Source organism: Paracholeplasma brassicae, assembly GCF_000967915.1.
Taxonomy (GTDB): domain Bacteria; phylum Bacillota_I; class Bacilli_A; order Acholeplasmatales; family UBA5453; genus Paracholeplasma; species Paracholeplasma brassicae.
On sequence record NC_022549.1, the window covers coordinates 1,346,280 to 1,364,004 of the forward strand.

A 17,725-nucleotide genomic window follows, 5' to 3' on the forward strand; every position below is an offset into this window, starting at 1 on the left:
AGCCGTTAGTTATCGTAAGGGCTCTTTCTTTGGTCATTGATAAATCGTTTGACATAAAAAAGGAAATTCGCCTGATTTGTCGGTTTTTGATTGGTAATTACGTAATAAATACGTGTTTTATCGTGACTAATAAAAACGTATAGTGTTGTCTTTAAATTTGATTCAAGCAAAGGTTTGTAGTAACAATCATAGAAATCAATTCCACAAGTGGTTGAGTTCGAATCAAAGTCAGCGTCATTTTTATTCTCTAATTCGATTATTTGATCATAAGTAACCGCCATAGAGATTGAAAATGCGTCCTGATAACCAAATATTGAGGAAATACGAACTAAGGTGTATTCGTAAGAAAGAACGTCTTCTTTTGCAGGAAGTAGGTGACGCCAATGTATACCATCATCTTCTACTAATGGGTCATATAAGCCATAGTGATTTATGTCTCTTGTATAGCTTGCTAACGATCTTGTCTCCTTAATTGAAACAACAAGTCCACCAATTCCTGTGAAGACAAGAATAATAAAAATCATCGATCCAGTAAATAAAACATTGATGTCCTTTTTTCTTAACACGACGTAGAGTGAGAAAGCATATAAAAACAAGAAAGCTAATACGACAAATGAAAAAGTCAATCGATAGTTTCCATACCCAACCGCATACAAATAATCACTTTTCAATTCCGGATTTAATCCAAAGTAAGTCAAACGTCCATAGCTATAACACAAAACTAACACGCCAACTAATGCAAATAACAGCGCTTGGATAAACCCTTTTTTCGTCGTTGTGATTTCTTTCAATCGATTTGGTTTCATTAAATTACCCTCACACACTCTAACTTATTTAACTAATTATATCACATTTAAACTAGATAGAAAATCACCACTTATAAAATAATTATCAACCTCATCAGTTAGATATACCACTGGTTAAAAAGGAAAAAAAAACAGAGGATCAAAAAGACCCTCTGTTCCTATCATTTTATTAGACTCTATTAATGAGCCATTTTTGTTTTTGCCAGTTCGCTTGAAATCTCGCCAGCTGAGGTTAAAGCTTTCTTAGTAATTAATGGCCCAACCATTTCATAAACAAACGTTGCAGCTAAGACAACCGCACGAATTTCTTTTGCATGTTCAGGAATGACACCTGCAGCAACGATCGTCAAACCAATTGCTACCCCGGCTTGAGGAATTAAGCCAAACCCTAGGTAACGCTTGACGTTTGGACTACCTTTGGCAATGGTTGCCCCAAGATAAGCACCTGAAAGTTTACCGATCACACGACCTAGAATGTAGATAACACCAATACCGCCTACGGTTAATAAGACATTTAATTGTAGTTCTGCGCCACTTAAGACGAAAAACATAATGAAGATTGGTGGGGTGACGCGATCAATTAAATACATCACTGTATCAATGATTGATTCTTTGGTTAAGTTTGTAAATATCGCACCAAGCATCATGCAAGATAGTAAGCTCGAGACTTCAAAACCAGGTGCGAAATGATGAACAATTTCGGTCATCGCGATTGTAATAAATATCAACGCAAGTATCAGTGAGATGCGGTTTCCACGGCCTGTAAACCATCTTAGACCATAAGATAATACAAGACCGAGGAGTGCACCAATCCCAAGACTTGCTAATATTTCGATAAATGGTTTAATAATCATCCATGCAAGGTTTGATTCTCCCGTGTTTCCAATCGATTTTGCAATGGCAACAAACAACCCAAAGAACACAATTGCGGTTGCGTCATCGATTGCAACAACACTTAATAAATTCTCTGTCACTTCACCTTTGGCTTTGTACTGCTTGATTACCATAATGGTTGCCGCTGGTGCGGTAGCCGCCGCGATTGCTGAAAGTACTAAGGAGAACTTAAATTCAAACCCAAACAGGATTAAAAGGAAAAACACCATTAAAATTGCAAATAATGATTCAAAAATTGCAATGACCACCGGTAATTTCCCGACGCGTTTAAAGTAAGATAGCTGAAATTCAGTCCCAATTGAAAACGCAATAAACCCCAAAGCGATTTCTGCAATCACATGCATTTCTTCAAGGATGTCCTCAGGCACTAAATCAAAACCTGATAATGAGATCAATGGTCCAATTAATAGACCACCAAGTAAATAGCCTGTGACGTTGGGTAAATTAAACTTTTTTGCCAGCTTACCAAATAGTAAGCCAGTTATAATAACTAAAGACATGTACGCTAAAATCATTTGTGTTTAAACCCTCTAACGTAGTCAACAGGTATTGTAAACAATATCCCGGTGTTTGGTTCATCTAAGTTACCAACCACTTCTTCAATAATCTCTTCAACTCTTTCAACATTTTTTTCTGATGTTACCATCATCAACGTCTTATTGTCTTTCTTTGTATCTTTTAAAATTTGTCTTAATGAACCAAAAATATTGCTTAACGATTCATCGTTTGAACTAATAAGGCTTGTCGCCATTCCAGAGGAACTAAATACCGTTGCACCCGTTAAGTGCTCTTCAGCTAAACGCTTGAGTAAGCGATCTAGTTTTTCTGGTTTGTTTAAAATAAAAACAAGTAATTTCATAAACTCAACTCCTAACGATTTTTAATTATACGCTCATCTTGAAAAATTTCAATACTAAATTAGAAAAAACCGCTTTCTAACTAACGGTTTGTTTTAAATGATTCAATTCTTCCTCGAGTATTTTTACCCGTTTCATCAGTTCTTCTAAGGTTGGTTCTTGACTGATGACTTTTTTCCCATCTTTTTTGATTAGTCTTGCAGGATTGCCATAGACCACACTATTTTCATCTACGTCGTGTTTGACTACGGAATGTGCACCAATAATCGAGTTCTTTCCAATTGTAATGTTTCCGATGACACTGGAATTCGCATAAATCGTTACCCCATCTTCGATGTTCGGGTGTCTCTTACCATACGTTGTTACACCATTTGATCCTAGTGTAACCCCGTGGAATAACACCACGTTATTCCCAATAACCGCGGTTTGACCGATCACAACCGATGCCCCGTGATCGATAAATACACCTCGACCAATTTTTGCCTCAGGATGAATGTCGACGTTTGTAAAAAAACGGCCTAGATTAGAAATAAACCTTGCCAATCCTCTTAAACGAAGCAGACTGACTGCGTGGGCAAATCGGTAAAACATCAGCGCATGAATGCCTGGATAAGTTAGTAAAATACAAAACTTTGATGGCGCTGATGGGTCGTTTTTCTTTGCCATTCTAATATCCGCTCTTAAATGACTAAACCACATGATTAAATACCCCGGTCGATAAATAGCGTTCCCCTGTATCAGGTAGAATAACGATCGCACGTTTGCCGTGGTTCTCTTTTTTCTTTAACGCCATTACCGTTGCGTGCAGAGCAGCACCGGATGAAATTCCAACAAAGACCCCTTCGAGTTTTGCTACTAATCTAGTCATAATCATGGCGTCTTCATCACTCACCGTCATGATCTCATCAATGACGTCTCTTCTAAAAATCGGTGGTACAAATCCGGCACCGATGCCCTGAATCTTATGTGATCCACTTTGATTTCCAGACAAAACAGCTGAGTTTGAAGGCTCTACCGCAATCACTTTTACGTTTGGCAACTGTTCTTTTAATACCGTTCCAACCCCACTGATCGTGCCACCCGTACCGACACCTGCTAAAAATAAATCAAATTGCCCATCGGTATCTCTAATCACTTCAAGTGCGGTTGTTTTCTCATGCATTCTAACGTTCGCTTCATTATCAAACTGCTGAGCCATGACGTAACGTTTGTCTTGTTCCAGTTGATTATTACAATAAGCTATCGCGCCTTTCATTCCGTCCTTCATATCCGTTAAAACGACCGTTGCACCAAACGCTTCGATAATTTGAATGCGCTCTTTTGTTACTGAACTTGGCATCACAATGGTTAATCGATAGCCACGTTGTGCACAGACAAAAGCTAGTCCCACGCCTGTGTTACCTGAGGTGGGTTCAATAATGATGGTATCTTCTTTAATTAAATCTTTTTCCTCTAAGTTTTCAATTAATGCCAAACCAAGTCGATCTTTCACACTTGATAATGGATTGAACCTTTCAACTTTGGCGATAATTTCGCCTTCGATGTTAAAATAATTGGCTAACTTGCAAAGCCTAACAAGTGGTGTATTTCCGATTAATTTCGTATAGTCCTCGTGTATTTTCATCAGATGACCTCATTTCACACCTATTTTATACAAATTCAAAATAAAACGCAAATAGATTCATCTTTTTTCCTTAGGATATCTCTTTTTGATGTTGTATAATAGATAAGAGGTGCTATTTATGACGATTAAACGATTTACACTTGGAGCTGTTCAATCAAACTGCTATATTCTACACATCAATAACAAAGCCTTAGTCATTGATCCTGGCTACGAATCTGATCTTGTGCTTAATTACTTAACTAATCATTCACTTGACGTCGAAATCATTTATATCACACACGGTCACTTTGATCACATCGGTGGCGTTAATCAATTAAAAACCATTTATCCAAATGCGAGCGTCTATGCCCCTTTATTAGACGCCGAATTGATGGATAAAGACTACGGCATTCAAACGATTGAGAAGGTCATGGTCGATTTTTATATCAAGGAAGCGGATTTTCAAGTTCTTCCTTTTTCACAAAAACCATTTAGAGTTCTTTATGTACCTGGTCACTCAAAAGGGTCTACTGCACTTTATGCACAAGGTATTTTATTTAGCGGTGACACGTTATTTCGAGGCAGCATTGGTAGAACCGATTTATATTTAGGCAATTTTGATGAATTAATCCATTCCATCAAAACTTCCTTTTATACCCTACCTGAGGACACCATTGTCTATCCTGGTCATGGGTTTCAAACAACCATCAATCAAGAAAAAAAATATAACCCTTTTGTTAGAGGGTAGTTACTAGAGGAAGTACCTATGAAAAAAATAGAGCGTTTTTTAAATTCAAATTATTATCTCATTCTCATTACACTTATCGGGTTTTTAACTTGGGTAATGAAGGATGATTATCAACAATATAACGAGTATGGTATGCTTTTACTCTTAATTCCAATGTCACTGATATTCATGTTGTTTGAAAACACCATGTATACGATGCCATTGTTTGCAACCCTACTCTACATCTACAACGTTCAAGGCATGAATCTTGAGACAATCAGTGGTTTTCACTTCGTCTATGTGTTGTTCTTCTTTTTAGTGATTGGTCCTATTGTCCACTTGATTCGGTTTAAACCAACGTTCAAAAAAGGCGCATTATTCCTTGCCTTCTTCTTATCTGCACTAGCGCAAATATTATCAATTTTCTATGTGAAGGTCACACCAACCTACCTACAAATCTCACTTTTCGGTTTCTTTTATTTGTTGCTTTATGTGTTTTTTGTGAGCACATCAAAACCATCTTTAGCGTATGTCATGAAAATCATGTTTTTCATGAGTTTACTCTTAAGTGGGGAGATTTTATTTAATATCTATCAAGGATTTCAATCCTACGGCATTGAAATTGGAATTAAAGAACGCATTAAATTAGGCATGAAAACGTCCTGGGGTCGTGGCGATTACGGTTGGGGCAATATCAATGACGTTGTTATCCACCTCGTTTTAATGATGCCTTCACAAGTGTATTATCTCCTCAAATACCCAAAACGCTTGGTTCTGTGGTTTTTCCCGCTACTAAGTAGTTTTACCATCTTCTTATCTGCTTCAAGAGGCGGCTATATTTCACTAGGTCTTTCCATCTTATGCTTCGCAGTCATACTCATTCGCTACGGTAAGAGACACACCTATTACAACGGATTGATCGCTCTTGTTGTCACAAGCCTAATTCTAATTAAATTTCCTGTGCTTGTTGAGACCGCTGTTGAGGTCTTTATGCAAGGTGGTCTTGATGATTTAGATCAGTTCTCCTCTTCAAGAATCACATTATACAAGCACGCTGTTGAATTATTCAAACAGTACCCGATTTTTGGTGCTGGTTGGGAATCAATGACCGACATTGGTAATCCAAATCGAATTCAAGTCTTTCATTCAACGTTGTTTCACACCATGGCGGTCATGGGAAGCTTTGGTTTAATCGCACTAGTTGTCTATTTCTATCAAACTTACCGATTAATGATTGAAAAAAGAAAATTTGAAGTCCTCTTTATTATAATTGGTGTAACTGTGACACAAATTCATGGCTTAATTGATAATACACAGTTCATGCTTGTTTACACATTCATCACGATCATATTAATGGTCTCAATCGAAAATAACACCCAAATAGAAACAAAAACCGTGCCTATCCTGAATTAATCAGAAGGCACGGTTTTTCTTTATTTTAATTTTAAAACTACGACTGTTTCATTTTCTACGGTACGATAAAACATTTTTACTGGTTGGACACTTTCAACCTCATAGACTTCTTTTAGATACATCAAATCTCTTGAAAGTGATTTAAGATCACAAGAAGCGTAGATGATTTTATTGACAGGGTTTTTAATTAGTGCATCAATAATCGTTTGGTTAAGCCCCGCCTTTGGTGGATCAAAGACGATAACATCCGCTTTTAACCCATCTGTTTTCAATGCATCTTCAACGGTTTGTTCAAGTATTTCTAAGTTCTTGATGTGATTTACCTCAATCGATTCTTTTGCGCTAATTACGGCGTCGTGATTAGATTCAATCGAAATCACTTTACTAGCGACATCACTAACGTATTGTCCGATTGAAGATACACCTGCGTAAGCATCAATAACAACGTCATTATTATCAACATTGGATTTGATGTAATCATACATTAAAATGGACGCTTCAAAATTGATTTGAAAAAATGCTTGTGGGTATAATTTAAACTTTAAGTGTTCAAATTTAACGTCTAGTGTTCGTTTTCCTTTTAAGAAAATATTTCTATTTCCTAAGTTTTTGGCTGAGTCTTCTTTAATATTTTGATAAATCGATGCTGATTCATAGTTTTCTAAGAAAAACTCTTTTTCTTTCCATTGTTTCTTAGAGGTAACAAAAATGGTAAGCACTTCAATCCCATTGGTCCTAAGAACGATGTGTTCTAAACTACGATCGGTTAATGTGACGGTAGAAAACAGTTTGTTTAATTGCTTGATTTTCTCATTTATCACTGGTAAAGCCAAAATGTCTTCATCAATTTGATTTAATTTGTGCGATTTATTTTCAAACACACCTAAGTTTAGGCGATCATTAAAAAATCGAACATGAAGTGTCACTTTATTTCGGTAGTTTGTTTCTTTACTTCCGGCTAACGTCTGATTCACTTTCACGTCAAGGTCGCTGATTTTTTTTATCGTTTCTTTAGTAATGCGTTCTTGCCATTTTAATTCCTCTTTTGGATTTAGATGATAGAGTGTTGCATTCGGGTATGTCAACGTCGAAAATCGATCAATTGAAGGTTCAATTATCGAAACAATCTCACCTTCACAATAGTTTTTTTTGACCTTTTTGATGCGGACAATCGCCTTCTCATCTTTAAGTAACTTGGGTACAAATACAAGTAAATCATTTAATTTACAAATGCCTTGTCCTTGATAGTCAAGTTCAAAAGCGGTTAATTCATAAGTGTTATTTTCAATCATTTATTTTTTCCTTTATAGAAGTAAGCCATGCCTGCCTCTGCTGTTTCTTTGTATTTTGGGTGCATATCTAAACCAGTTTGATACATGGTTTCTACTATCATATCGAATGATATTTTCCTCGTATCGCTTAAGAAATAAGATAACCCTGAGGCATTAATTGCACGAATCGCAGCCACTGCGTTTCGTTCAATACATGGAATTTGCACATAACCATCAATTGGATCACAGGTTAGCCCTAGATGGTGTTCCATTGCAACCTCGGCTGCGTATTCAATTTGGTCAATGGTTTGTCCTTCAACGTAAGCGTGTGCGCCAGCCGCCATGCTACATGCTGAACCTACCTCAGCTTGACAACCACCGACTGCCCCACTAATGGTGGCGTTGTGTTTAATCAGATTACCGATTAACCCCGCGACCGCTAGTGATTCAATTAGTTTTGATTCATTAACTTGCTCTACTTCTTTTAAAAAGTATAATACGGCTGGTAAAACACCTGAGGCCCCACACGTTGGTGCGGTTGTAATAATACCACCAGCGGCATTTTCTTCACTCGCAGCAAACGCGTAAGCAGAAACCAAACGATTTTGTTTAACCGAGTGACTTTCGGCTTCATTTCGTTTCTTGATTAACGTTGATGCTTTTCTCTTTACCTCTAAATCACCAGGTAAAACACCTTCAGTCACTAACCCTTTTTCGACTGTTTGTTTCATGGTTTGCCAGACAAAAGACAAAAACTCATCAATTTCAGGTCCTTCAACTTCCCTAACGTACTCATACAAACTGATTTCTTTTTCTTTTGCATAAGCGGCAATATCTAAAAATGTGTGATGCGGATAAATTGATTTATTTCTAGAAATCTCATTGCCATAAATAATATCACCACCACCCACACTTTTAACTTCGATTTCATCTAGTAAGTCGTCGTCTTTAAAGACTTTAAATACCATTGTGTTTGGGTGTTTAGACACATCAATGTGAAACAAAAAAGTAACCGGCACTGGATAAAGTGTTTGTTTTATGATGTAATCCGTAAGATGACCTTTACCTGTTAAGGCAAGTGAATTAAGTAGTGTTACCTCAACGTGAGTCATCTGTTTGTATTTATCTAAAATATCTTGTGCAGCAAACGCAGGGCCCATGGTATGACTTGATGAAGGTCCATGTCCCACCTTAAATAAGTGCTTGATTGATTGCATAAGTTAGTCCTTTAGTATGACTTTGTATTTTTCAATTAAATAATTGACGTAATAATGTGGATCAAACGGCTCTTTAGTTGCGATCAGCATGATCTCTTTTGGTGTTTTAAGACCACCAAATTGGTGAATCTTTTCTTTCGACCATTCGTTAATTAAATGGATTTGATTGCTAGAAATCGCTTTTGCTATGTCGATGTCTTGATTCATCGCATGATAGATTTGTGCTGCGTAAGCCGTGCCTAGTGCGTAGGTAGGAAAATAACCAAATGACCCGCCTGCCCAGTGAATGTCCTGAAGGACACCTTCTGTGTCTGTTTTAGGCGTTACACCAAGGTATTTTCGATAAAGTTTATTCCAAGTTTTTGGAAGGTCTTTAACCTTTAATTTTCCATTAAACAATTGTTTTTCAATTTCGTACCGAATCATCACGTGTAAAGAATACGTTAGTTCATCCGCTTCGATTCGAATTAATCCTCTTGAAACACCGTTAACGTAAGCATAGAACTCATCTAATGTGACCTTTTTAAGTTCTTTTTTAAATATCTCCTGTAGTTTAGGGTAGTGCTGAGCCCAAAACTCATAGCTTCTACCGATCATGTTTTCATAAAGTCTCGATTGTGACTCATGAATGCCCATAGATGTCCCACCATTTAGAAGTGTTTCATCATAAGATTCGTTGACTTGTTGTTCATAGATTGCGTGCCCCATTTCATGAATGGTAGAAAAAATAGATGAAATCAAGTTGTCTTCATGGTAAGCGGTTGTGATTCTAGTATCGGTACTACTAACCCCACTCGTAAATGGGTGGACCGATTCTTTTAACACACCTTTTTTCAAATCATAACTAAACACATCGAGTAGGTACTTAGAAAATGCACGTTGACCTTCGATTGAAAATTTATTTCTTGTTAATGCTCGATTAAACTTTGGTTTTTTCTTTGTTTTTTCTAATACAAATGGAACTAAGTTCTCTTTTAATGTATCAAAAAATTGATCGTACTCTTTAATACCCATTTCATCTTCGTACATATCAAGTAAGACATCGTATCCCTTTAACGTGTCTGTTTCGTATAATTTGACGACTAAACGGTTAAATTCAACGATTTTTTCCAAGGTCGGTAAAAAGGATTCAAAATCATTGTTATGTTTTGCCTCAGCCCAAACCTTACTCGATTTCGAGAGTAAGACTTGATAATCAATGTAGCTTTCTTTTGGAATCTTCAACAGACGATCAATCGATTTTTTAACTTTTTTAATTTCGATTTTAATCTCGTCATTTAAATCATTTATTTGATCGTACAGATGGTTGATGGCTTCTAATCGCTCTTCTGCCATCTCTAAATCGTATTGTGCAGATGCAAGCACTTCTAATTGATTACTTGCATAATCATTAGAACGTTCTGGTGCTTCGGTTTCTTGATCCCAAGAAATCAGCCACAACGCATAGTCGTACGCTTTAATCTTTTTTCTGTATGTTTGATATATATCTAAATAATTCATATTCATACCTCTTTTCTTTCATATTGAGTAAATTATAGCATAAAAGGTGATAAAAGCATACAGAAACAAACGGTCTGTATGCTCAAATACTAAATCAAAAACACGGTCGCAAGTGTAAAATACACAATCAGTGAAAAGACGTCATTTAGCGTCGTCATAAATGGCCCCGATGCGACCGAAGGGTCAATCTTAAGTTTTTTAAGTATTATAGGGACAAATGCACCTGTAGCCGCGCCAATTAACAAGGCTATAAATAGCGTTAGCCCGATCACCAAACTAATCTCGATGTTTCTAGGTTCATTTTTCGCAAAGACAACCAAAAAGAAGTATGCGATTGCAAAACCAATCATCGAAGAGAATAATGAGTTAATTAATCCAATTACGAGCTCGTTTTTTATGTGCTTATTTATATTTGCATCTGGCTCGTGATTTAACAGTAAAATTGTTTTTGCCAACGATTGGGTAGAAATATTACCGGCGGCGTCTAGAATCATTGGTTGAAACAAGATGAGTAAGACAATTTGCTCAATCGTTGCCTCAAAAAACGAAAGCACCGAAGCCGTAATTAAAGATAAGCCCAAAAGTATCACTAACCATGGTAATCGCTTTTTTGAACGCATCAGTGCGGATGCATTAACATCGTATTCATTAAGTGAAGCCATTTTTCGATAATCTTCTAGTGATTCTTCCTTCAGTAAATCAAGCGCATCCTCGGCGGTTATGATCCCTTTTAACGTGTTGGATTTTGATACAATCGGTAGGGCGTTCGTGTCGTACTTTTGAACCATATCGATCGCCTCTACCACACTTGATTCTTCAAATAATTGAGGGTATTTTGATTTCATCAAGGACTCGATTCTTGCAGGACTTCTTGCGATAATCAGTGCCTTAAGTGATACAACACCAATTAACTTGTTCTTATTATCAACAACGTATAAATCATCAATCATAGTCTCATTTGTGACATTATTTATGACAATCCTCATCGCATCTTTCACATCAATGTCCTTTGATAGTGTTAAATAGTTCGTTCTTTTGAGTTCTTTAAGTGATTTGATCATCCTAACAGCCCCCCAATCACAAACGAAGCGATGCCGTAATAGATGCCGATGGTCGCAATATCAATGACGGTTGTGATCAGTGGTCCTGACGCACTTGCTGGGTCAAGTCCTATTTTATTCACAAGGACTGGAATAATGCTTGATGCAAACGTACCAAAGGCTAAGGATAAGAACACCGATAAAGAAACAATCAGTCCAAAAATAATCGGATCTTCACTTAATGACGGATTAAATGCGATAAATAGATTCGTTACGACAAACGCAATAACCGATAAAACCAATCCAGTCGTTAACCCGCTTAAAAATTCTTCAATGATGTTGTTTTTGATGACGTGTTTTTCTTCTTTGTCCGATAGCATGATTAAACTCACAGTTAAGGTTTGTGTGCCTGCATTACCAACCATTGATAAAATCAGTGGTTGTAAAATGATGATAATGGTATACGCACTGATGGTTGCTTCAAAACTCAAGCTGAGTCTTGCAATCGGAAGCGATAATACCATTAATAAGGCGAGCCAAGGTAAGCGAGTAATCGCACTCATCAAAGGTTTTGTTTGTGAATCCTCACTAAGCATGGTTAACTTTTGAAAGTCTTCGATGATTTCTTCTTCATAAGCATCAATCGCGTCATCAAACGTAATCATGCCGAGTAAGACGTTTTGGTCATTTAATACCGGCATTTCATAGATACCTTCTTCTTGAATTAAATCAGTGACTTCTTCAAGGTCATCGGTATCATAGACAAAAAGTGATGTTTCATAAAGTGCTTCAACCTTCATTGGGCTTTTTGCTTTTATCAGTTTTTTTAAAGGTAATACCCCTAAAAATGTGTCGTGTTTATCCACAACAAAAAGTTGATTAATACTTTCAACCTCAGGGGCAAGTAAAACCAATTTTTTCATCGCATCCTTTACATCCATCTCAGCCGTCACACTGATTAAATCAGGGGTCATGATAGACCCTGCTTGATCATCTAGATAATCAATTAGCTGTTCAATGTCTTCTTTGGTTTCATCATCAAGAAGTTCTAAGAGTTCTTCTTGCTGATTCTCTTCTAGTTCATTTAATATGTCTGTGATGTCATCTGGTTCCATATGATAGAAGATGTCTTTTGTTTCTTGAAGGTTTAACTCTTCGATCACATTCGCAGCATCAAGCGGTTCTAGATAGGCAAGCAAATCCGCTTTTTGTTCATCGGTTAACAGTTGAAACAATGCTTCCTTTTCTACCGTTTCTAATGATTCATACAATTCAACTAAATCGGAGGCATGTAGACCAACTAAGTAATCCTTTTGCTCTTCAATCGAACGATTAAAAAATGCTTCTTTCATGTTTTTCCCTCCCTCATATAAAAACAATCTGGCTAGTTTTATCATAGCACAGATTGTGATTATTTTGATTTAATTTAAACGTCTTATTATCGTTATTTAAATCCTTTACTCGTATTGTAGTTGATATAAACTATAATAGAGACCTTTTCGTTTTAATAACGCTTGATGGTTACCCATTTCTTTGATTTCACCTTTTTGCATCACAATGATTGTGTCTGCGTGCTGAATGGTGGATAATCGGTGAGCAACAACGAGCATTGTATTGACTGCCATCATTTTTTCTAATGAGGTTTGAATGAGTGATTCCGTCTCTGAGTCAATGTTCGCCGTGGCCTCATCTAAAATCATTAACGACGGTTTATAAACAATTGCTCTTGCAAAACTTAAGAGCTGGCGTTGTCCTGTTGAGAAGTTATTCCCACGTTCTCTTACAATGTGATCATAACTATCATCAAGTTTATCAATAAAGGAGTCTGCACCCACATATTTTGCTGCTTCAATCACTTCTTCTTGAGAAATTGAATCGTCATTTAATGTGATATTTGATTTAATAGAGCCTGTGAATAAGAAGACATCTTGTGGCATTTGACCAATGAATTTTCTTAGACTTGAACGTTTAATCTGTTTGATGTCAATCCCATCAATCAAAATTTGACCTTGATTGATTTCATAGTTTCTAACAATTAAACTCATGATGGTTGTTTTACCACTCCCTGTTGCACCAACAAATGCCACAGTATCATTAGGATTCACCTTGAAACTCACGTCTTTTAATACCCATTCATCTTCAACGTATTTAAACCAAACGTTCTTAAACTCGATTTGCCCCGAGAACGATTCTAATTCAATCGCATCTTCACTATCACTAATCTCAGGGGTTGTGTCTAGAACATCAAAAATCTTTTCCGCCGATGCCATAGCACTTTGTAAGACGTTAAACTGCTCTGCGAGTTGTTGAACCGGTTCAAAGACGTCCTTAGCGTATTGATATAACATAGCAAGCAAACTAATTTGTGCGACCACAAAGATTAAACTTTGACCAGCTGCGATTGATTTGATGATTTCTTGAGTCATCAAATAAAGAACCAAGATGGATGCCAATGAGGCAAACAAAAACATGATTGGACGGTAGATCGCAAATACAAGCAATTCTTTGTAATAACTCTTCTTAAGGTTTCTGTTTTTCTCTTTAAATTCATTCATCTTCTTCTCTTCTTGATTAAAGATTTGCGTCAGCTTAATACCTGAAATGTTCTCATTTAAAAACGCATTGATTTCAGAGACATTATTGCGAACGGTACGATATGAAAGACGAGAAACTTTTCTAAAAATCATTGTAGCGATAACAACAAAAGGAAATAATAACGCCATCATAAGGGCAACCCTAAAGCCAATCGCAAGCATAATAACGTAAAGCGTAATCATTAGTAGGGTGTTTCTAATTAAAGAAACGATCACCGAGGTATACATTTCTGATAACGTATTGGTGTCATTGGTTACACGAGTGACAAGTTTACCAACTGGAATGCTATTGATTTGGTTATTTGATAAACTTTGAATGTGCAAGAATACCTCTTGTCTTATGTTATAAACAATCTTCTGGCCACTGGTTTGTAAGAGCCAGTTTTGAAGGTAAATGACCACAGAGACCATCATGATAATCGCTAAAAACGCAACACCGATTAACACAAGGTACTTGATTTTGTCATCGTATGCAATGGGTGAACCAATCAAACGAATGATCAAACCTAATAGCACGGGTGCTAAGGATGAAATACCGACTTCAACTAAAATCAACACTAATGAAATGATAAAATTTTTCTTATAAGGTGAGGCGTATTTTAATAAACGCCCAACAATTTGTTTATCGGTCTTAAATATGGTGGTTTCATTAAAATCTTTCATGTTTAAACCCCCTCAACCACGTGTTCAAGTTCTTGGCGTTTAACCATGTCTTGATACACACTATTACGACTCAATAGTTCGTCATGAGTCCCGACATCCAGTAATCGACCTTTTTCTAGTAACACAATCTTATCCATCTTTTTAATGGTTGAGATTCTGTGTGCAATGATTAAAGTCGTTTTTCCTTGACGTACTTTCTTTAAATTAGATAAAATCGCTTCTTCGGTTTTAGTATCTACCGCTGAGACACTATCATCTAGAATTAGAATTGGTGCGTCTTTGGCAAGTGCTCTTGCAATTGAAACACGTTGTTTTTGACCACCGGACAATGTAACACCACGCTCACCTAGTACTGTATCAAACCCATCTTTAAAATCCATGATGTTCGTAAAGACATCAGATAACTTAGCGGCTTCGATTACTTGTTCTTTTAACATATTATTTTCGCTAAATCCGATGTTTTTTTCAATTGTATCAGAAAATAGAAAGTTATCTTGTGGTACATAAGCGATGTTTCTTCTTACGTCCTTAACCGAAAGTCGCATTAAGTCATGGTCATCTAGAAAGATGCTTTGATCGTCAACGTTATATAGCCTTAACAGCAAGTCGACTAGTGTCGATTTCCCACTACCTGTACGGCCTAAAATACCAACCGTTTCTCCTGCATTAATCGTTAGCGATATATTTTCTAATACCATTTGATTCAAGTCATCTGGGTAGGAGAAGGTTAAGTTATCAAAGCGAATGTTTCCTTTTAAGCGATCAATCGGTGTGACATCTTTATCCACAATTGACGGTTTTTGGTTGAAAAATTCATCTAAACGTTTTTGTGACGCCGAAGCTTGTGAACGAATATTTGCGAACTGAGATAACGCCATGACAGGCCAAATCAGTGTGGTAAACAGTGTAAAGTATTCTGTGATTTCACCACTGGTTAACCCACCGTTTAACGCCACATATGCCCCAAAGCTAAGAATAACTAAAATCGTTAAATTAATGAACACATTAATGACGACATTGACAACAATCATTGTTTTGACAAAATCAACGTGCTTGTTGTAAAATTCATCGTTCTTATCTTTAAAGAAATACGCTTCTTTCATTTCCTTAACAAACGCACGAATCACTTGAAAACCAGAAAAACTTTCTTGTGTAAAGTCATTGATCTTTTCAAATGCGTCTTGACGAAGTTTAAACTTCATCTTCATTTTCTTTAATATAAACACCATCACGACACCCATTAATAACATTGGTACAACTGCCATTAAGGTTAGTGTGACCGACAGTTGAGTCATTTTAATAATGACCATGGTACCTAAAAATAAGGAGTCAACAATCATTAACACCCCTGGTCCAAACGCCATACGAATGGCCTCTAAATCATTGGTAAAGTAGGTCATGATACCACCGACTTTTTCTTTTTGATAATAATCTTGTCCAAGACTTTCTGCGTGTTTAAATAAATCATTTCTAATGTCATGCTCAATTGAGCGTGACGCACCAAATACGGTAATACGCCATAAGAATCTTCCGATGACCATGACGAGAATCATCCAGATGATTGTGAATATCATTTGATTGATTTCTTTGGTTGCTAATGTTTCAACAAACGTTAATTCACCAGCACCATATTCTCTTAATGTGTCGATAATATTTCCATAAATACCCGGAATTTGAACTTGAATATAGTCTACTGCAATTAGTGCAGCAATCCCTAAGATAAAAGCAATCCCATATTTAAGGTAGTATTTATTAAAATGTTTTCCAAAAATCATTTCTTACCCCTCTACAATTTCTATATAATTTACTATTCTACCACAATTTTAACAATATCGCCATCCGCAGATGTGATATCGACTAATTCACCTAATTGACCTTCTTCTGCCATTTGAATGATTTGATCTATGTCAATTTGATTCATAATGTCTTGATCGACACCACTCATCTTAAAACTACCTGATTTAAATGCTGCTTTTGCAAACTTCAATGGTAAGTTTACGTTGACTTTGTCACCATCAGCAGATAGAATTCGAATTTTTAGTGACAAGTTTTTTGGATCGACCTTGTATTTCGGTACAATCACTTCGACGCTGTTATCTTTTTCTTTTGATTGATCAAGTGCACGAAGTAAGCGATCGGCTTCCTCAATCGAAATAATACCATCTTTAACCATTTCTAATATTCTTAATTTTTCACTCATTTCCTTATTCTCCTTATGTTATTTTAATTTTTTGAGTAGTTCTTCTGCTTTTTCAATTGAAATTGCACCGGTTCTAATTTGTTCGATAATCTCACTTCTTTTTTCTTCAAGTTCTTGCGATTTTTGGTCGACTTTATAACCCATCGCGGTTGAAACTTCATCGAGTGTCTTTTTCACGGTTGGATAAGATATCCCTAGTTCTTTTTCAATCATTTTAATGTTGCCTTGATTTTTTATAAACACCTCAATAAAATACTGGTGTTCCTTAGATAAGTAGTCAAATTTGGATAATTGAAACTGTCCTCGGATAATTACCTCACTATTTTTACTTCTGACTTCGGTGACCACTAAGTCGACACCACACAAATCAAATGCTTTTGTAATATCTTTCATCTTTACACACTCCATATCTGAAACATAAATTGTTCCGTTTTACTTTCAACATCAATTAACATGGTATGTCGGTTGATGTCTTTTAAGCTTTTAACCAAATCATTAAAATTGATTTGTTCAATGTTGATTTTGCCATTGATGTTTTTATATCGATACAAAAACTTCGACAGCCATTTTAAAAGTGAAATTGGAATTCTAGGTGGCACAATGATTAAGCTTCCTTTAATGATTACCAATTTAAATCCTCTTGATTTTTTGAATCGTTTTTTCGATACAAATTGATTTTTCTTGATCGGTATCCCTTGTTTGTAATCAAGGTACTCACTGACTGTGAGTTCTTGTTTTTCGACTTTTTTTAGTAGTTTTTCGTCTTTCATCTTACCACCTCTACACATAGTATAGCATTAATTTAAAAAATTTCAACCGTTTTATTAATATTTTAAATGTTGAAATTGATATTATTAATTTTTATCAGTGAAATGATTAATTCTACACTTTTTTTACCAATGTGGATGATATTTTTGATTGAATGCGTTATAATTAGTTA

The 17,725-nt window shown here is 36.2% G+C and carries 17 protein-coding genes; 2 read left to right on the forward strand and 15 right to left on the reverse strand.

The window, feature by feature from the left end:
* Positions 1–5: 5 nt before the first annotated feature.
* From BN853_RS06275 to cysK, 5 genes are all read right to left on the reverse strand, one after another.
* Positions 6–806: a hypothetical protein gene (locus BN853_RS06275; RefSeq protein ID WP_030005117.1), complete on the reverse strand. Its 801-nt coding sequence runs from the start codon at positions 804–806 to the stop codon at positions 6–8.
* A gap of 179 nt (positions 807–985) precedes the next feature.
* Complete coding sequence (locus tag BN853_RS06280; RefSeq protein WP_030005118.1) at positions 986–2,215, reverse strand: cation:proton antiporter; 1,230 nt, start codon at positions 2,213–2,215, stop codon at positions 986–988.
* On the reverse strand, positions 2,212–2,559 hold the full coding sequence (locus BN853_RS06285) for a P-II family nitrogen regulator (protein ID WP_030005119.1): 348 nt from the start codon (positions 2,557–2,559) through the stop codon (positions 2,212–2,214). Before BN853_RS06285 ends, BN853_RS06280 begins: the two co-directional genes overlap by 4 nt.
* Positions 2,560–2,635: 76 nt before the next feature.
* Positions 2,636–3,256 carry a serine O-acetyltransferase EpsC gene (epsC, locus tag BN853_RS06290; protein ID WP_030005120.1) on the reverse strand — a complete coding sequence of 207 codons (621 nt, stop codon included), beginning with the start codon at positions 3,254–3,256 and terminating at the stop codon, positions 2,636–2,638.
* Positions 3,246–4,184, reverse strand: coding sequence for a cysteine synthase A (gene cysK / locus BN853_RS06295; protein ID WP_052591310.1), 939 nt, complete (start codon positions 4,182–4,184; stop codon positions 3,246–3,248). The genes epsC and cysK overlap by 11 nt, the downstream gene beginning before the upstream one ends.
* A gap of 115 nt (positions 4,185–4,299) precedes the next feature.
* Here cysK and BN853_RS06300 point away from each other — a divergent pair, with 115 nt between their 5' ends.
* Both BN853_RS06300 and BN853_RS06305 read left to right on the forward strand, forming a co-directional pair.
* Positions 4,300–4,908 carry an MBL fold metallo-hydrolase gene (locus BN853_RS06300; protein ID WP_030005122.1) on the forward strand — a complete coding sequence of 203 codons (609 nt, stop codon included), beginning with the start codon at positions 4,300–4,302 and terminating at the stop codon, positions 4,906–4,908.
* 18 nt (positions 4,909–4,926) lie between these two features.
* A complete protein-coding gene (locus tag BN853_RS06305; protein ID WP_030005123.1) occupies positions 4,927–6,300 on the forward strand; it encodes an O-antigen ligase family protein in 1,374 nt (457 codons plus the stop codon).
* Positions 6,301–6,320: 20 nt separating this feature from the next.
* Here BN853_RS06305 and rlmD read toward each other — a convergent pair whose 3' ends face one another.
* The 10 genes from rlmD to BN853_RS06355 all read right to left on the reverse strand — a co-directional run bounded on the left by rlmD (position 6,321) and on the right by BN853_RS06355 (position 17,555).
* Complete coding sequence (rlmD, locus tag BN853_RS06310) at positions 6,321–7,592, reverse strand: 23S rRNA (uracil(1939)-C(5))-methyltransferase RlmD (RefSeq protein WP_030005124.1); 1,272 nt, start codon at positions 7,590–7,592, stop codon at positions 6,321–6,323.
* On the reverse strand, positions 7,589–8,788 hold the full coding sequence (locus tag BN853_RS06315; RefSeq protein ID WP_030005125.1) for an L-serine ammonia-lyase, iron-sulfur-dependent, subunit alpha: 1,200 nt from the start codon (positions 8,786–8,788) through the stop codon (positions 7,589–7,591). Before BN853_RS06315 ends, rlmD begins: the two co-directional genes overlap by 4 nt.
* A gap of 3 nt (positions 8,789–8,791) precedes the next feature.
* Entirely contained in the window at positions 8,792–10,288 is a 1,497-nt protein-coding gene (locus BN853_RS06320; protein WP_030005126.1) for a carboxypeptidase M32, read from the reverse strand.
* A gap of 89 nt (positions 10,289–10,377) precedes the next feature.
* A complete protein-coding gene (locus BN853_RS06325) occupies positions 10,378–11,349 on the reverse strand; it encodes a magnesium transporter (RefSeq protein WP_030005127.1) in 972 nt (323 codons plus the stop codon).
* Positions 11,346–12,680 (reverse strand): magnesium transporter, encoded by a 1,335-nt coding sequence (gene mgtE, locus BN853_RS06330; protein WP_052591312.1) that lies wholly within the window; start codon positions 12,678–12,680, stop codon positions 11,346–11,348. The genes BN853_RS06325 and mgtE overlap by 4 nt, the downstream gene beginning before the upstream one ends.
* Before the next feature lie 105 nt (positions 12,681–12,785).
* On the reverse strand, positions 12,786–14,585 hold the full coding sequence (locus tag BN853_RS06335) for an ABC transporter ATP-binding protein (protein WP_030005129.1): 1,800 nt from the start codon (positions 14,583–14,585) through the stop codon (positions 12,786–12,788).
* Between the two features lie 2 nt (positions 14,586–14,587).
* A complete protein-coding gene (locus tag BN853_RS06340) occupies positions 14,588–16,360 on the reverse strand; it encodes an ABC transporter ATP-binding protein (protein WP_030005130.1) in 1,773 nt (590 codons plus the stop codon).
* Between the two features lie 32 nt (positions 16,361–16,392).
* A complete protein-coding gene (locus BN853_RS06345; protein ID WP_030005131.1) occupies positions 16,393–16,785 on the reverse strand; it encodes an SHOCT-like domain-containing protein in 393 nt (130 codons plus the stop codon).
* An 18-nt stretch (positions 16,786–16,803) separates the two neighbouring features.
* Positions 16,804–17,178 carry a DUF2089 domain-containing protein gene (locus BN853_RS06350; protein WP_030005132.1) on the reverse strand — a complete coding sequence of 125 codons (375 nt, stop codon included), beginning with the start codon at positions 17,176–17,178 and terminating at the stop codon, positions 16,804–16,806.
* 2 nt (positions 17,179–17,180) lie between these two features.
* Entirely contained in the window at positions 17,181–17,555 is a 375-nt protein-coding gene (locus BN853_RS06355; protein WP_030005133.1) for a hypothetical protein, read from the reverse strand.
* Positions 17,556–17,725 lie beyond the last annotated feature (170 nt).

Coding starts and splice junctions, on each gene's coding strand:
- BN853_RS06275 (WP_030005117.1), bottom strand. CDS start 806: ATGAAACCAAATCGATTGAAAGAAATCACAACGACGAAAAAAGGGTTT.
- BN853_RS06280 (WP_030005118.1), bottom strand. CDS start 2,215: ATGATTTTAGCGTACATGTCTTTAGTTATTATAACTGGCTTACTATTT.
- BN853_RS06285 (WP_030005119.1), bottom strand. CDS start 2,559: ATGAAATTACTTGTTTTTATTTTAAACAAACCAGAAAAACTAGATCGC.
- epsC (WP_030005120.1), bottom strand. CDS start 3,256: ATGTGGTTTAGTCATTTAAGAGCGGATATTAGAATGGCAAAGAAAAAC.
- BN853_RS06300 (WP_030005122.1), top strand. CDS start 4,300: ATGACGATTAAACGATTTACACTTGGAGCTGTTCAATCAAACTGCTAT.
- BN853_RS06305 (WP_030005123.1), top strand. CDS start 4,927: ATGAAAAAAATAGAGCGTTTTTTAAATTCAAATTATTATCTCATTCTC.
- rlmD (WP_030005124.1), bottom strand. CDS start 7,592: ATGATTGAAAATAACACTTATGAATTAACCGCTTTTGAACTTGACTAT.
- BN853_RS06315 (WP_030005125.1), bottom strand. CDS start 8,788: ATGCAATCAATCAAGCACTTATTTAAGGTGGGACATGGACCTTCATCA.
- BN853_RS06320 (WP_030005126.1), bottom strand. CDS start 10,288: ATGAATTATTTAGATATATATCAAACATACAGAAAAAAGATTAAAGCG.
- BN853_RS06325 (WP_030005127.1), bottom strand. CDS start 11,349: ATGATCAAATCACTTAAAGAACTCAAAAGAACGAACTATTTAACACTA.
- mgtE (WP_052591312.1), bottom strand. CDS start 12,680: ATGAAAGAAGCATTTTTTAATCGTTCGATTGAAGAGCAAAAGGATTAC.
- BN853_RS06335 (WP_030005129.1), bottom strand. CDS start 14,585: ATGAAAGATTTTAATGAAACCACCATATTTAAGACCGATAAACAAATT.
- BN853_RS06340 (WP_030005130.1), bottom strand. CDS start 16,360: ATGATTTTTGGAAAACATTTTAATAAATACTACCTTAAATATGGGATT.
- BN853_RS06345 (WP_030005131.1), bottom strand. CDS start 16,785: ATGAGTGAAAAATTAAGAATATTAGAAATGGTTAAAGATGGTATTATT.
- BN853_RS06350 (WP_030005132.1), bottom strand. CDS start 17,178: ATGAAAGATATTACAAAAGCATTTGATTTGTGTGGTGTCGACTTAGTG.
- BN853_RS06355 (WP_030005133.1), bottom strand. CDS start 17,555: ATGAAAGACGAAAAACTACTAAAAAAAGTCGAAAAACAAGAACTCACA.